This is a genomic window from Bradyrhizobium sp. S3.2.6 (genome assembly GCF_040546885.1).
Lineage (GTDB): Bacteria > Pseudomonadota > Alphaproteobacteria > Rhizobiales > Xanthobacteraceae > Bradyrhizobium > Bradyrhizobium cytisi.
This window is the reverse complement of sequence record NZ_JBEPOS010000005.1, coordinates 78,225-91,733: the sequence shown is the minus strand read 5'-3', so window position 1 is coordinate 91,733 and position 13,509 is coordinate 78,225. Positions and strand designations below refer to the sequence as shown.

Below are 13,509 nucleotides of genomic sequence, written 5' to 3'. Positions count from 1 at the left end.
GACAATGACGACACATAAGAGCCGCTCGATCGGCCGAATCACTCGATCTGGGGCTTGCTGGATTTTGGCCGGATCTTGCGGCGTGAAGGGACGAAGCCTGAGAAGATGACCCGGTTTGACGGCGCGGTGTCGCCAGCGTTCGAGATCGTGGAGCCCGCCGAGTGGCGCGCGCCTGTTATCTTCAACTCGCCCCATTCCGGCTCGACCTATCCGGACGAATTCCTCGCAGCATCGCGGATCGACGTGCCGCAGCTTCGGCGGTCCGAAGATTCCTTCATGGACGAGTTGATCGGCCATCTGAGCGATCGCGGCTTTCCGACCGTGCGGGTGAACTTTCCCCGCTCCTATGTCGACGTCAATCGCGAGCCTTATGAGCTCGATCCCCGCATGTTCACCGGCCGGCTGCCGAGCTTTGCGAACACGCGCTCGATGCGGGTCGCGGGCGGGTTGGGCACCATTCCGCGCGTGGTCGGCGACGGCCAGGAGATCTATCGCGAGCGCATCCTGGTCGACGACGCGCTGGCGCGGATCGAGACGCTGTACAAGCCCTATCATCGCGCGCTGCGCCGGCTGATCAACAAGGTGCACCAGATGTTCGGCACCGTGGTGCTGGTCGACTGCCACTCGATGCCGTCGGTCGGCGTCTCTCGAGACGAGCCGCGCCGCCCCGATGTCGTGATCGGCGACCGCTACGGCACCAGCTGCGCACCGCTGCTGCCCGACCGCGTCGAGGAGACCATGACCGGGCTCGGGTATTCGATCGGCCGCAACAAGCCCTATGCCGGCGGCTTCATCACCGAGCATTACGGCAACCCGGCGAGCGGCCTGCACGCGGTGCAGCTCGAGCTCAATCGCGCCATCTACATGGACGAGCGACGCCGCGAGCGCGGCCCGCGCTTTGCGCAGGTGGCGCGCGACTTTGGCGTGCTCGCCGATGTGCTGGCGACCACGATTCCGTTCGGCGATCTCGGCCCGTTCCAGGCCGCGGCGGAATAGACGCGACTCTTTCCCGAAAGATCGGCCTCTTCCGCGAGAGGCGCGAATGCGTTTTCGCTTCGCAAGCTACGCGCGCTCAACTGAAAACAGAGGCCAAAGAAAAAAGGGCCGCTTCTGATGAAGAAGCGGCCCAAGTCTAGGGAGGAAACGCCCAAGGAGGGCAGCGGTAACGCGAGAAGCGCTACCGCACCGCAACAATATGCGGCCGCGTCGCACAAAGTGCAAGGGCTTTTGAGCCGTTTCCCATGCAAAAACACATAGCTCATTTGCTTCCAGCGAAATCCAGATTCAGTTTCTTTGATAAGGAATTTCAATGGGTTGATAGTCATTTGCATACGAACGAGGCATACAAGGAACTAAGTTCTCAACACTGTGATCGATATTTGGCCAGCATATGGCTCGCCTGGGGCAGGCGGCATCCGCATCCAAAATACCAGGGAGCAAATCAAGACAGCGCTGCACGCGAGAAGCGAATTGAGCTAGGCAGATGAAAGCTTCACCAGAGTTTCGTTTTGAGGATGCGCCGTGACGGTGATCGACTTCTCAGCCTTCATCGGGCGGCTTGCCACCGCCTCCGGCGAAACCATCCTGCCGTTCTTCCGGACCTCGCTGTCGATCGACGACAAGAGCAAGACCAAGGATTTCGATCCGGTGACGGAAGCCGACCGCGCGGCGGAAGCGGTGATGCGGCGGCTGATCAAGGCCAGCTTCCCCCAGCACGGCATCGTCGGCGAGGAATTCGGCAATGAGCGCGACGACGCCGACTATGTCTGGGTGCTCGACCCCATCGACGGCACAAAGTCCTTCATCGGCGGCTTTCCGATCTGGGGCACGCTGATCGCGCTGCTTCACAAGGGCACGCCGGTCTACGGCATGATGCACCAGCCCTTCATCGGCGAGCGCTTTTCCGGCGACAACGGCTCGGCCAACTATAAAGGCCCGTCCGGCGAGCGCCGGCTCCAGGTCCGCCGCTGCGCCTCGCTGTCGGAGGCGACGACCTACACCACCAGCCCGCTGCTGATGAACGAGCGCGACCGCGCCATTTTCGGCCGGATCGAGCAGGGCGCGCGGCTGTCACGCTATGGCGGCGATTGCTATTCCTATTGCATGCTGGCGGCCGGCCATGTCGATCTCGTGGTCGAGACCGAACTGAAGCCTTACGATATCGCAGCCCTGATCCCGATCGTGACCGGCGCCGGCGGCGTCGTCACCACCTGGGAAGGCAAGCCGGCCCAGGGCGGCGGCCGCATCGTCGCGGCCGGCGACGCCAGGGTTCACGAAGAAGCACTGAAACTGCTCAACCCATAACAAGCGCTCGCGGGAGGCTTGCATGACCATCTCACGCAGGCTTCTCGCTAAATTGTTCTTTAGATTGTTTTTGGGATTGTTTCTGCTGCTACCGTCAGTGGCGGCGGCGCAGATCTTTCCGGCAAAACCGATCAAGCTGATCGTGCCGTTTCCGGCCGGCGGCCCCAACGACATCATCGCCCGCGTGGTCGGCCAGCGCATGTCGGAACTGGCGGGCCAGCCGGTGCTGATCGACAATCGCGGCGGCCTGGGCGGCGTGCTCGGCACTGATGCGGTCGCCAAGAGCGCGCCCGACGGCTACACCATCGCCATCTCCTCTGCCGGCGCACTTGCGATCAGCCCGAGCATGGAGAAGGTCGCCTACGACACGCTCAATGACCTGACTCCAGTGACGCTGGTTGCGACCGTGCCGGAAATGCTGGTCGTGGCGGCCAATTTGCCCGCCAAGGACATCGGCGAATTGATTGCGCTTGCGAAAGCGCAGCCCGGAAAGCTCAACTTCGCCTCCTCCGGCCCCGGCAGCCTGCCGCATCTCGCCGGCGAGCTGTTCAAGCTGACGGCCAGCATCGACATCGTGCACGTGCCTTATCGTGGTGCCGCGCCCGCGGTGAACGATCTCTTGGGCCAGCAGGTGCAAATGACGTTCCTCGACCTCCCGGTGCTGCTGCCGCAGGTCAAGGCCGGCGCGCTGAAGCCGATCGCGATCGGCTCGGCGGAACGCGCCCCGACCGCGCCCGACGTGCCGACCACGAAGGAAGCAGGCTTTCCGGATCTGCGCATCGAGAACTGGTACGGCATGGTCGCGCCCAAGGGCACGCCGAAGGAGATCGTCACCGCGCTGCATGACCTCGCGACCAAGGCGATGGCGGATCCCGCGGTGAAGGAGAAGCTCGCCGCGCAAGGCGCGACGCTGATCGGCGACGAGCCGGAGCATTTTCGCGCATTCATTGCGGACGAGACCGCGAAATGGGCGAAGGTGATCAAGGACGCCGGCGTGGAGACGGCGAAGTAACCGGTTTACACCTCTCCCGCTTGCGCCCCGCAAACGGGAGAGGGAGCCGATCGCCCGCATGGAAGTACGTCGCATTTACCCTCACACCGCAGCTTCGCGCAGATGCTCTACCAGCATCTTGGCCGGCCGCGGCAGCGCCTTGAAGCTCCGCGCGCAGATCACGAGCTTGCGGTTGGCCCAGGCGTCGCGCAGGCGGACCATGGCGAGTGGCATCAGCTTGGCGCAGCGGCGGGCGGCGGCTTCGGGCACCAGCGCGACGCCGACATCGGCTGAGACCAGCTGGCAGATCGCATCGAAGTCGCGCAGCCGCGCCCGGAAATGCGGGCGCATGCCGAGCCGGGCGGCATGCTTTGAAATATGCATCTGAAGCGCGGTGGCGCTGGTCAGGCCGACGAACTCGCAGGCGTTGGCCTCCTGGAAATCGATCTGGCGGCGGCCGGCGAACGGGCCGCGCTTCGATGTCACCAGCGTCAGACGGTCCTCGCTGAACACGAAGCGCTCGATATGATCAGGCAGCGCGTGCTCGGCGGCGAAACCGAGATCGGCGGCGCCGGCGGTGATCGCGGCTGCGATGTCGGTGCTCTCGCGCTCCTCGATGTCGATGGCGACGTCGGGATGCTCGCGCAGGAAGCCGGCCAGCGCCTTCGGCAGATGCTCCGACAGGCCCGACGTGTTGGCAAGGAAGTGCACGCTGGCGCGCACGCCGCTGGCAAAGCCCGCGAGATCGCCGCGCATGGCGTCGATCTGGTGGATCACGAGCCGCGCATGGTCGAGCAGGCTCTCGCCGGCCGCGGTCAGTTCGACACCGCGGCGCCCGCGCTTGAGCAGCGCGACGCCAAGCGCGTCCTCGAGCCCCTTGATCCGCGCGCTGGCGGAGGCCAGCGCCAGATGCGAGCGCTCCGCGCCGCGGGTGATGCTGCGCTGGTCGGCGACCGCAATGAAGAGCTGGAGATCGACGAGGTCGAAACGCATTGTTGCCTCCTCCAAACCTAGCTTTCGTCGTGGACGAAGGCTGTCTCCGTAACCTCCAGATTGTGCGTGGGCGCGGCTTCGGTCAATGTGCAGGTCATGATTGACCCGCTTCTCATTCTCATCGCCGCCGTCTTTCTTGTCGCCGGATTCGTCAAGGGCGTCGTCGGGCTCGGCCTGCCGACGGTCTCCATGGGCCTGCTCGCGGTGAACATGGCGCCCAGCCGCGCGATCGCCATCGTGATCGTGCCCGCCATTGTCACCAACATCTGGCAAACCTTTGTCGGCCGCCATCTGCGCGACATCCTGAGGCGGTTGTGGCCGCTGATGATCGGCACCGTGATCGGCTGCTGGCTCAACGCCGGCGCGCTGACCGGACCCTACGCGCGCTACGGCACGGTTGTGCTCGGCATCCTGCTGGTGATCTACGCCATCATCGGCCTCAGCACATTCAAGTTCCACGTCGCACCGCAGAACGAGAAATGGGTCGGCGGCGTGGTCGGCGTGATCACCGGCGTGATCTCGGCCTCAACCGGCGTGCAGGTGATCCCCTCGATGCCGTTCATGCAGGCGATCGGCATGGAGAAGGACGAGCTGGTGCAGGCGCTCGGCGTGTTCTTCACCACCGCAACGCTGGCACTCGCCTTCAACCTGACCGCCGGCGGCCTGCTGACCCCGGCCAATGCCGTGCCGGGCGCCGTCGCCATGGCCACGGCGTTTGCCGGCATGTTCATCGGCCAGTCGGTGCGGGCGCGGATGCCGGCGGAAGCGTTCCGCCGCTGGTTCCTGGTCGCGATGATCTTGCTCGGTGTCTATTTGGCCGGCAGCGCGCTGCTGAAGGAATTCGCCTGACGCGAGATCCACTCATCCGTTCGGATGAGCTACCGCGTCTCCAGCATCGCGACGCGGATGCCGAGATAGATGAAAAGGCCGCCGAGGGTCCGGTTGACCCAGGCGATCACGCCCTCGGACTGCCGCAGCCGGCGGGCCGCCTTGGCCGCGAACGCCGCCAGCACCAGGCACCACAGCGTCCCCGTGCAGATGAAGATCAGGCCTAGCGTCAGGAAGGCGAGCGGCTTGTGCGCGGAATCGGCTGCGACGAATTGAGGCAGGAAGGCCAGGAAGAACAGCGCGACCTTGGGATTGAGCGCGTTGGTGAGGACGCCCTGGAGGAAAACCCGCCGCAGCGAGCTCCGCTCGGCCTCGTCCTTGACCGCCACCAGCGCCGGGCGCGACCACAGCATTAAAAGGCCGGTCAGGACGAGATAGGCCGCGCCGACCAGCTTCAGGATCGAGAACGCGGTGGATGAGGCCATCAAAAGCGCCGAAAGGCCGATCGCAGCGCCCGCGACATGGAAAAGGCAGCCGCAACTGATGCCGAAGGCCGCCGCTGCCCCGCCACGCCAGCCCATCTGCATGCTGCGGCCGATCACATAGACCGAATCCGGCCCCGGCATGACGTTGAGCAGCACACCCGACAGGACGAAGAGCCAGATTTCGTGAATGCCCAGCATGTGAGAGGCTCCCGCCGCCCGCCCGGGCGGTCCCAGGGGATTGGCCTTAATCGGTTCGCACCCCGCCGTCCACCGCCGGAATTGCGTGGGATTTGCATCGAATTTGCAATGCGGATCATACTTTCGCTCGGCCTCATCTGCTCTATAAAGGCAGGGTTTTGAAAATGCGGGATTCGAGGCGACTGCCACGCGGTGGCTGTCCCCTCTCCCTTGGAGCTCCGAGGATATGGAAAGACGTCTGGCCGCCATCGTCTGCGCCGATGTCGCCGGGTATTCGCGGATGATGGGCACGGACGAGGCCGGCACCCATGCCGCCTTCAAGGCCCATCGCAGCGCGATCCATCCGATTATCCTCAATCACGGCGGCCGCGTCGTCAAGAACACCGGCGACGGCTTCCTGCTGGAATTCCCCTCCATCGTCGGCGCCGCCGAGGCCGCGATCGCGATGCAGCTGCTGATGGCGGAGCGCAATCACCATCTGCCTGCCGAACGCACCATGCAGTTCCGGCTCGGCATCCATATGGGTGACGTCATCGCCGACGAGGACGAGGTGTTCGGTGACGATGTCAACATCGCCGTCCGGCTGGAATCGGTGGCGAGCCCCGGCGGGTTCGCGATCTCGGCCAAGGCCTACCGCGAGGCGAGCAAGCATCTCACCGTGCCGCTGGTCGACGGCGGCAACCACCGCTTCAAGAACATCAAGGATCCGGTCGGGGTCTGGACCTGGACGCCCGACGGCGCGACTGCGCTTGCGCCGGAGCTGAAGGAAGGGTCCGCACTCTCGCAGCAATACCGCACTGCCATCGTCGGAGTGCTGCCCTTCGCCAATCTCAGCGACGCCCAGGACGAATATTTCTCCGACGGCCTGACCGAGGACCTGATCCACGCGTTGTCGCTGCAATCGTTCTACCGCGTGCTGAGCCGCAACTCGACCTTCGCCTTCAAGGGCAAGAATGTCGGCACCCGCGTGATCGCGCGCGAGATCGACGCCACCTATCTGATCCAGGGCTCGGTGCGGCGCGCCGGCGCCAAGATCCGCGTCACCGCCGAGCTGATCGCGCCGGAGACCGGCGAGCAGCTCTGGACCGGCCGTTACGACCGCGACATCGGCGATCTCTTTGCGATGCAGGACGAGATCACGACCAATCTGTCCGCCGCCATCGCCACCGAGATCGTCCGCGCCGAGGCCTCCGCGCCCGCGCGCCCGACCAATGACATCACCGCCTGGGACCGCTTCCTGAAGGGCCTGTCGCATTACTACCGGCAGACCAAGGAGGATCTGAGCACGGCCGTCGACCTGTTCCGGGAAGCGATCGCGCTCGATCCCAAGCTGTCGATCGCGCATGCCTATCTGGCGACGATCCAGATCCAGAGCATCCAGTTCGGCTGGGTCAAGGGCACGCGCGAGATGTGGGCCGAGGCGATGAGGCTTGCCGAAACCAGCGTCCGGCTCGACCCGCGCTCATCGTTCGCGTTCTCGGTCCTGTCCTGGGCGCACGCATTGGAAGGCCATGACGAGGCGGCGATGGACGCCGCCAAGCGCGCGGTCGCCCTCAACCCCTACGACATGGGCGCGCGCGGCGTGCTCGGCATCTGCCACTTCGTCATCGGCGAGCACCGGCAAGCGATCGAGCTGTTCTCGATGGCCGCCCAACGCGACAACAGCGACCCGCGCTATCAATGGGCGGCGCTGAATGCCTTCAGCCACTATCTCGTCGGCCAGTATGACGCGACCCTGTCGTGGGCCCGCGAGCAGCTCTACGTCAATCCGAACCACATGCAGGCGCTCGCGATCCGCGCTGCGGCGCTGGCGCAGCTGGGACGGACCGGCGAGGCGATCGAGGCGACAGGCATGCTGATGGGCAACTACCCGACCCTGAATGTCGACCGCCATTTGCGGAATTTTCACTGGAAGCGGGCCGAGGACATCGCGCATTACCGCGACGGGCTCCTGAAGGCGGGCGTCCCGGCCAGCAAGCTCACCCTGGTCCAGAGCGACGTCAGACGCGCCGCCGAATCCTGAAGGCGAGCCTGCGCATGCGCTGCAATCTCACCTCCGGCTTTATTGACACGACAGTGAATTCAACCACACTTCTCCACACGCTGAAGTAGTATAGATTGCTGCCGGTTTGTTAGCACTTTCCGCGCTTGATCGGCGCGTCTGTATTTCACGATTCGCTGTTTTCAGGATTTTGGGCCATGAACGACTCCGTCTCGAAGCCCCCCATCGATCCATCGATCCAGGTCTCGCCGGACAATCCCTGTCCGTTCCTCCGGGGCCTTGTCGGCGAGGGTTTTGTCGACGGCGGCACGGTCCCGCTCCGGACGCTGTCGCAGACCATCGCAAATGCAAGCGGCGAGACTGGAGCGAAAAAGACGCTGGCCCGCATCCAAGTCCGCGGCGTTGCGCTGATCGCCAATGGCGCCTGTCACATCCTGCAAAGCGTCTTCTGGGGCGCGCAGCTCAATGGCTTGCGCGGCGGCCCGCTCGACAAGCTCGGTGCCGGCTCGCGCATCCTCGGCGTCGACGGGGGCGTCAACGAGGACGAGATTGCGCGGCTCGCGAGTTTCGGCGGCACTTATGCCGATCCCGATGGCGGCACCGAGACCGGGCTCAACGCCTCGCAAATCCAGACCTTCATGAACGACAATCTCAAGCGCGCCGGCAATCAGTCGCGCTGGTATTACCCAATCCTGATGAAGTTCGAATGGCCGGTCCTGCTCAAGATCATGGGCAAGGGTCAGGGTGATGACCGCTATCTCAGCGTGGCCGAGGTGAGGACATTGTTCAACGAGCGCAAATTCCCTGACAGGATCACCCAGCGGGTCGTCAGTCAGCCGGTCACCCCGCCTGCGCTTATATTGCGCGTTGCCGGCGGATTAGCCGCCGCGCTCCTCCTCTTTGGTATCGTGGCGCTGCGCTTTCCCGATCAATTCCAGCCGATGTTGCCCGGCATCCTCGGGGACCTGGTGGCGCCGCCATTGCCGGAGCACGTCGAACCCCGCGCCGCGTACTGGCTCGAGCAAAACTGGGCGCTGGAGGACCGGCACTGGTTTCATCACGCCAGCCAAGGCACGGCGACCTTCCCGGTGCCCTATAGCTGGTTCATGGCGCTCGAGCAGCCGCGGCTTCATTTCTTCGCAAAGCCGGGGATGCTGCATGACAGCGACCATCTGCAGCGCTTCGGCTTCATCCCCAGCCCGCAGACGCTCAACACCGACGACGCCACGCTGCGCCGGTTCGGCTATGCCAACGTCTACGACAAGACGAGGCCGGTGCCGGCACGGCTTTGGGATCCGCCGGTCAACTGGGGCGCCCAGGCTGAAAACGTCGACGGCCTGCCGGTCGGCTTTGCGCGCATGACCGGCGTGCCCGATCCTGCGACCGGCCAGGTCGGCGAGGACCGGATCGGCCTGACCTGCGCCGCATGCCACACCGGCCAGATCCACTACAAAGGCATCGATATCCGCTTCGACGGCGGCCCGGCGATGACCGATCTGAGGAAGCTCGAGGTCACGACCGGCCTGTCGATCGCCTATACGCTCCTCGTGCCGGGTCGCTTCACGCGCTTCGCCGACCGTGTGCTCGGCCCCTCCGCCAGCGATGCGGATCGCGATGCGCTGAAGCAGAAGTTGAGCACGATCGGCACGTTCCTGGTCGACTGGGAGAAGACCTACAAGAAAACCATCGACGGCAAGACGAGGTTCAACGAGAAGACGAAGCGGGACGAGCAGCAGCAGGACACCGAGGAAGGTTACGGCCGCCTCGACGCACTCAACCGCATCGGCAATCAGGTCTTCTCCCAGGACATGACGCTGAGCGGCCTCAGCGGCTTCGAGAAGAATCTGCATGCCAAGGACGCGCCGGTCAGCTTCCCGCCGATCTGGACCGTGCCTTGGCTCAAATTCGCGCAATATGACGCTTCCATCGAACAACCGCTGATCCGCAACGCCGGCGAAGCGCTGGGCGTAACCGCGCTGCTCAACTTGTCCGACAATGCACCCAAGGACACGCTGTTCCGCTCATCGATGGACATCAAGAATCTGAACTGGATCGAGGATCTGCTGAAGGGGTCGCCGCCCTATCCGAAAAAGCAGCTCTCCGGACTGACATCACCGAAATGGCCGTCGGACATCTTTGGCAATGATGCCTGGAAGATCGATGGCGACCGCGTCAAGAATGGCCGTAAGCTCTACGCGCAGATTTGCGCCGAATGCCATCTCGGGCCGGTCAACGATCCCGTGTTCGACACCGAATTTCCGGACCAGAGCATCTGGTCTTCGTCGCGCTGGCAGACCATCGGCAACGACAAATTCCTGAACGAGGTGCAAAAGAGCGTCAAAGGCATGGGGACCGATCCCGCTCAGGCCGGTGTGCTGGCGACGCGGACGGTTCAGGTGCCGGGCTTTCTCAAGCTCGATCCCACGCAGAAGCTCAATGCCTGGTGGAGCTGCAATCTGCCGGATATTTCTTCGACCGACATGCCTTACTCGGTCGGCTTGATGGTGCTCGTCGACATCGTCAGCCGCAAAGCGATGGACGATGCGAAGATCGACCCGAAGGCTCAGCAGATCTGGTGGGGTGCGCGCCAGAATTGCCCGAATCCCGGTCCGCAGCCGCCCGACAAGAAGGAGCCGCCGCCCTGGTATCGCGCGCGCCCGCTCAACGGCGTCTGGGCCACCGCGCCTTACCTGCACAACGGATCGGTGCCCTCGCTCTACTGGATGCTGAGCCCCGCAGCCGAGCGCCCGAAATCGTTCTGCATGGGTGGTGGTCGCGACTACGATCCGAAGCAGGTCGGCTTCGCGGTCGCCGATGGCGAGAGCTGCAAGACCGGGCAGTCGCGCTTCTCGACGCGAGCGTCTGATGGCACCGAGATGTTCGGCAACAGCAATGCCGGCCACTCGTTCGATGGCACGCCGGGCCCGGGCAAGGACGGCACCATCGGCCGCGTGCTGAAAGAGCAAGAGCGCTACGATTTGATCGAGTATCTGAAGACGCTGTAGTCAAAGCCCTCGCCGTCATGGCCGGGCTTGTCCCGGCCATCCACGATCTTTACCGCGGCACTGAGAACGTGGATGCCCGGGACAAGCCCGGGCATGACGGAGATTGCGGAACGCTCAGTGGCTCTGGATGCTCCGGGTCTTCATCACTTGAACAGCGGCGTGCCCGGCACGAACGCATCAAATGCGGCCCAGAACTGGGAGCGGTAGCGGTCCTGCTCCTGCAGGATCTCGTGCTTCGAGCCGGCGATCACGAGATGGGAGCCGGCGCGCAAATGGTAGGCGAACTCCTCGATCGCCGCGGTCGAAACCACGCTGTCGTTGGAGGCCGCCAGCATCAGGATCGGCTGGCGGATCTCGGACGGGTAGTTCATGCCCTTGAAGACGTTCATCGCACGGAACGCGGTATCGGCCCAGGCGACCGTCGGTGACGCCAGGCCGAGCGTGGGATCCTCCTCCAGGATCGCGGCGTTGCGCGCATAGCGCACGGGATCGCTGGTCAGGGGATTGTTGATGAAGGGCGACAGCCCGGTGAGGTGGTCGCTGCCGCCGGGAATGTACCCGCCGCCCCGCCCCAGCAACCGCATCGTCTTCAACAGCGCCCGCACTGGAAACGAGGTGGCGCGGCCCGGCAGGTCGATCATCGGCGCCGACAGCACCATGCGGTCGAACCAGCGCTTTTGCGCATGCGCCAGCCGCAACAGCACCGCGCCGCCCATGGAATGGGCCAGCGCGAAGAACGGCGGCGGGCAATCCGGCAGCACAACCTGCTGCACGAAGGTCTCGACGTCGATCTCGTAGTCGGCGAAGTTGCGCACATAGCCCTTGCGCGGATCGCGCAGGCGGCGCGAGGAATGTCCCTGCCCGCGCCAGTCGAACGTTGCCACCGCAAAGCCGCGGTCGCGCAAATCGCGCACGGTCTCGAAATATTTCTCGATCTGCTCGCTGCGCCCGGTGAAGACGCAGACGGTGCCCTTGCGGTTCGCCGGCGGCGCCCAGCGCGCAAAGCGCAGCTCGACGCCATCGGGCGTCTTGATGGTGCCGCTGACGACGTCTTCGGGAACGGGATTGGACGGGATCGAGACCAGCGTCATGATTGGGAGTGCGTGGGCGCCAAGTGCTGCAAATCAGGGGGGCGGGAGCGCCTAAAAGGCGCCATTGCCGCCCTCTTGAACGCTGTCTGGACTCACCCATATCACCTCAGTGCAGGCCGCTACCAGTGTTTCGGAACCGGAACATCAGGCTGCACACAGACTAAAGCCCGGCCCGATTGGCGGGCGGGTTACCCGAACAGTCGCTCAATGGAGGACTTGACCATGCGTACCTACGATCTCACCCCGTTCTATCGTTCCACCGTCGGCTTCGATCGCCTCTTCAACCTGCTCGACCAGGCAGGCTCTGACGGCAGCCCCGGTTATCCCCCCTACAACATCGAGCGCACCGGCGAGAACACCTACCGCATCACTGTTGCGGTCTCCGGCTTCGCCAAGGATGAGCTCTCCCTCGTCGCGAAGGAAAACACGCTGACGATCAAGGGCGAGAAAGTCGCCAGCGAGAACTCGAAGTCCGAAGTGCTCTATCGCGGTATCGCCGCCCGAGCCTTCGAGCGCGCCTTCCAGCTTGCCGACTTCGTGCAGGTGAAGGACGCCTCGCTCGAGAACGGCCTGCTCCACGTCGACCTCGTGCGCGAGATTCCCGAAGCCAAGAAGCCGCGCCAGATCGCGATCAACACCGGCGCAGCAAAGGCGCAGGTGATCGAGAGCTCAGTCGCCGCCTAAGCAGCACATAACCTTCAAGGTTGCGAAAACGCCCCGGTGCCCCGGGGCGTTTTTTGCGCTGCATCACAGAGTGGTGAGGATGCGTAACGCCGCGACCTTACGCTCCGTCCTTTGGGCATCGCACCCAAAACAAGACGGAGAACGATCATGCCTTTCTGGCGCAGCCTTTTCGTCGCCGCGAGCCTGCTGGCGGCCCCCATCAGCCTTGCCCATGCGCAGACCCCGCAGACGGTGAAGGCGAAGAACGTCGTGCTGGTGCATGGCGCCTGGGCCGATGGCTCGAGCTGGTCGGAGGTGATCCCGATCCTTCAGGCCGCAGGCCTCAACGTCACCGCCGTGCAGAATCCGCTGGGATCGCTCGCCGAGTCGGTCGATGCGACCAAGCGCGCGCTGGCCGAGCAGGATGGTCCGACCGTGCTGGTCGCGCATTCCTGGGGCGGCACCGTGATCAGCCAGGTCGGCACCGATCCGAAGGTCACCGGCCTCGTCTACATCGCCGCGCGCGCCCCCGATGCCAACGAGGATTTCGTCGCGTTGTCGAAGCAGTTTCCGGCGGGACCCGCGCGTGCCGGCATCGTCGAGCGCGACGGCTACACAAAACTTTCCGAAGATGCCTTCCTGAAATATTTCGCCAACGGCGTCGCGCCGGAACGCGCGAAGGAGCTCTACGCGGTGCAGTGGCCGACGGCCGCCTCGATCTTCGCCGGCCGCACCACTGAAGCCGCCTGGCATTCGAAGCCGAGCTGGTACGCGGTGTCAAAGAACGACGGCACCATCAACCCCGATTTCGAACGCTTCCTCGCCAAGCGCATGAACGCGACCACGATCGAGCTCGATGCCGGCCACCTCTCGCTGGTGTCGCATCCGAAGGAGGTTGCGAATTTGATCCTGGAGGCGGCCGGGTATCCGCGCAGCTGAGCGGCGATCG

The 13,509-nt window shown here is 64.4% G+C and carries 11 protein-coding genes; 8 read left to right on the top strand and 3 right to left on the bottom strand.

Annotated features, from left to right (window positions below; genetic code table 11):
• Positions 1-105 precede the first annotated feature (105 nt).
• The 3 genes from ABID58_RS12640 to ABID58_RS12630 all read left to right on the top strand — a co-directional run bounded on the left by ABID58_RS12640 (position 106) and on the right by ABID58_RS12630 (position 3,316).
• Entirely contained in the window at positions 106-996 is an 891-nt protein-coding gene (locus ABID58_RS12640) for an N-formylglutamate amidohydrolase (RefSeq protein ID WP_148751797.1), read from the top strand.
• A gap of 525 nt (positions 997-1,521) precedes the next feature.
• Positions 1,522-2,304: a histidinol-phosphatase gene (gene hisN / locus ABID58_RS12635; protein WP_354032871.1), complete on the top strand. Its 783-nt coding sequence runs from the start codon at positions 1,522-1,524 to the stop codon at positions 2,302-2,304.
• Positions 2,305-2,326: 22 nt separating this feature from the next.
• A complete protein-coding gene (locus tag ABID58_RS12630; RefSeq protein WP_354032870.1) occupies positions 2,327-3,316 on the top strand; it encodes a Bug family tripartite tricarboxylate transporter substrate binding protein in 990 nt (329 codons plus the stop codon).
• 81 nt (positions 3,317-3,397) lie between these two features.
• Here the strand turns inward: ABID58_RS12630 and ABID58_RS12625 are convergent, their stop codons facing one another.
• A complete protein-coding gene (locus ABID58_RS12625; RefSeq protein WP_354032869.1) occupies positions 3,398-4,288 on the bottom strand; it encodes a LysR substrate-binding domain-containing protein in 891 nt (296 codons plus the stop codon).
• A 96-nt stretch (positions 4,289-4,384) separates the two neighbouring features.
• Between ABID58_RS12625 and ABID58_RS12620 the strand changes: the two genes are divergently transcribed.
• Positions 4,385-5,137 carry a sulfite exporter TauE/SafE family protein gene (locus ABID58_RS12620; RefSeq protein ID WP_354032868.1) on the top strand — a complete coding sequence of 251 codons (753 nt, stop codon included), beginning with the start codon at positions 4,385-4,387 and terminating at the stop codon, positions 5,135-5,137.
• A 29-nt stretch (positions 5,138-5,166) separates the two neighbouring features.
• Here ABID58_RS12620 and ABID58_RS12615 read toward each other — a convergent pair whose 3' ends face one another.
• Positions 5,167-5,799 carry a LysE family translocator gene (locus ABID58_RS12615; protein WP_354032867.1) on the bottom strand — a complete coding sequence of 211 codons (633 nt, stop codon included), beginning with the start codon at positions 5,797-5,799 and terminating at the stop codon, positions 5,167-5,169.
• A 226-nt stretch (positions 5,800-6,025) separates the two neighbouring features.
• Between ABID58_RS12615 and ABID58_RS12610 the strand changes: the two genes are divergently transcribed.
• Both ABID58_RS12610 and ABID58_RS12605 read left to right on the top strand, forming a co-directional pair.
• Positions 6,026-7,822 (top strand): adenylate/guanylate cyclase domain-containing protein, encoded by a 1,797-nt coding sequence (locus ABID58_RS12610; RefSeq protein ID WP_354032866.1) that lies wholly within the window; start codon positions 6,026-6,028, stop codon positions 7,820-7,822.
• 176 nt (positions 7,823-7,998) lie between these two features.
• Complete coding sequence (locus tag ABID58_RS12605) at positions 7,999-10,806, top strand: di-heme-cytochrome C peroxidase (RefSeq protein WP_354032865.1); 2,808 nt, start codon at positions 7,999-8,001, stop codon at positions 10,804-10,806.
• Positions 10,807-10,949: 143 nt separating this feature from the next.
• Here ABID58_RS12605 and ABID58_RS12600 read toward each other — a convergent pair whose 3' ends face one another.
• Positions 10,950-11,897 (bottom strand): alpha/beta fold hydrolase, encoded by a 948-nt coding sequence (locus ABID58_RS12600; RefSeq protein WP_354032864.1) that lies wholly within the window; start codon positions 11,895-11,897, stop codon positions 10,950-10,952.
• A 222-nt stretch (positions 11,898-12,119) separates the two neighbouring features.
• Between ABID58_RS12600 and ABID58_RS12595 the strand changes: the two genes are divergently transcribed.
• Both ABID58_RS12595 and ABID58_RS12590 read left to right on the top strand, forming a co-directional pair.
• Complete coding sequence (locus ABID58_RS12595; protein ID WP_187434904.1) at positions 12,120-12,581, top strand: Hsp20 family protein; 462 nt, start codon at positions 12,120-12,122, stop codon at positions 12,579-12,581.
• Between the two features lie 147 nt (positions 12,582-12,728).
• Positions 12,729-13,499: an alpha/beta fold hydrolase gene (locus ABID58_RS12590; RefSeq protein WP_354032863.1), complete on the top strand. Its 771-nt coding sequence runs from the start codon at positions 12,729-12,731 to the stop codon at positions 13,497-13,499.
• The last annotated feature ends 10 nt before the right edge of the window (positions 13,500-13,509 follow it).

What these genes read in the sequence shown, in the direction of transcription:
- ABID58_RS12640 (WP_148751797.1), top strand. Translation starts at nt 106, where the DNA reads ATGACCCGGTTTGACGGCGCGGTGTCGCCAGCGTTCGAGATCGTGGAG.
- ABID58_RS12630 (WP_354032870.1), top strand. Translation starts at nt 2,327, where the DNA reads ATGACCATCTCACGCAGGCTTCTCGCTAAATTGTTCTTTAGATTGTTT.
- ABID58_RS12625 (WP_354032869.1), bottom strand. Translation starts at nt 4,288, where the DNA reads ATGCGTTTCGACCTCGTCGATCTCCAGCTCTTCATTGCGGTCGCCGAC.
- ABID58_RS12620 (WP_354032868.1), top strand. Translation starts at nt 4,385, where the DNA reads ATGATTGACCCGCTTCTCATTCTCATCGCCGCCGTCTTTCTTGTCGCC.
- ABID58_RS12615 (WP_354032867.1), bottom strand. Translation starts at nt 5,799, where the DNA reads ATGCTGGGCATTCACGAAATCTGGCTCTTCGTCCTGTCGGGTGTGCTG.
- ABID58_RS12610 (WP_354032866.1), top strand. Translation starts at nt 6,026, where the DNA reads ATGGAAAGACGTCTGGCCGCCATCGTCTGCGCCGATGTCGCCGGGTAT.
- ABID58_RS12605 (WP_354032865.1), top strand. Translation starts at nt 7,999, where the DNA reads ATGAACGACTCCGTCTCGAAGCCCCCCATCGATCCATCGATCCAGGTC.
- ABID58_RS12600 (WP_354032864.1), bottom strand. Translation starts at nt 11,897, where the DNA reads ATGACGCTGGTCTCGATCCCGTCCAATCCCGTTCCCGAAGACGTCGTC.
- ABID58_RS12595 (WP_187434904.1), top strand. Translation starts at nt 12,120, where the DNA reads ATGCGTACCTACGATCTCACCCCGTTCTATCGTTCCACCGTCGGCTTC.
- ABID58_RS12590 (WP_354032863.1), top strand. Translation starts at nt 12,729, where the DNA reads ATGCCTTTCTGGCGCAGCCTTTTCGTCGCCGCGAGCCTGCTGGCGGCC.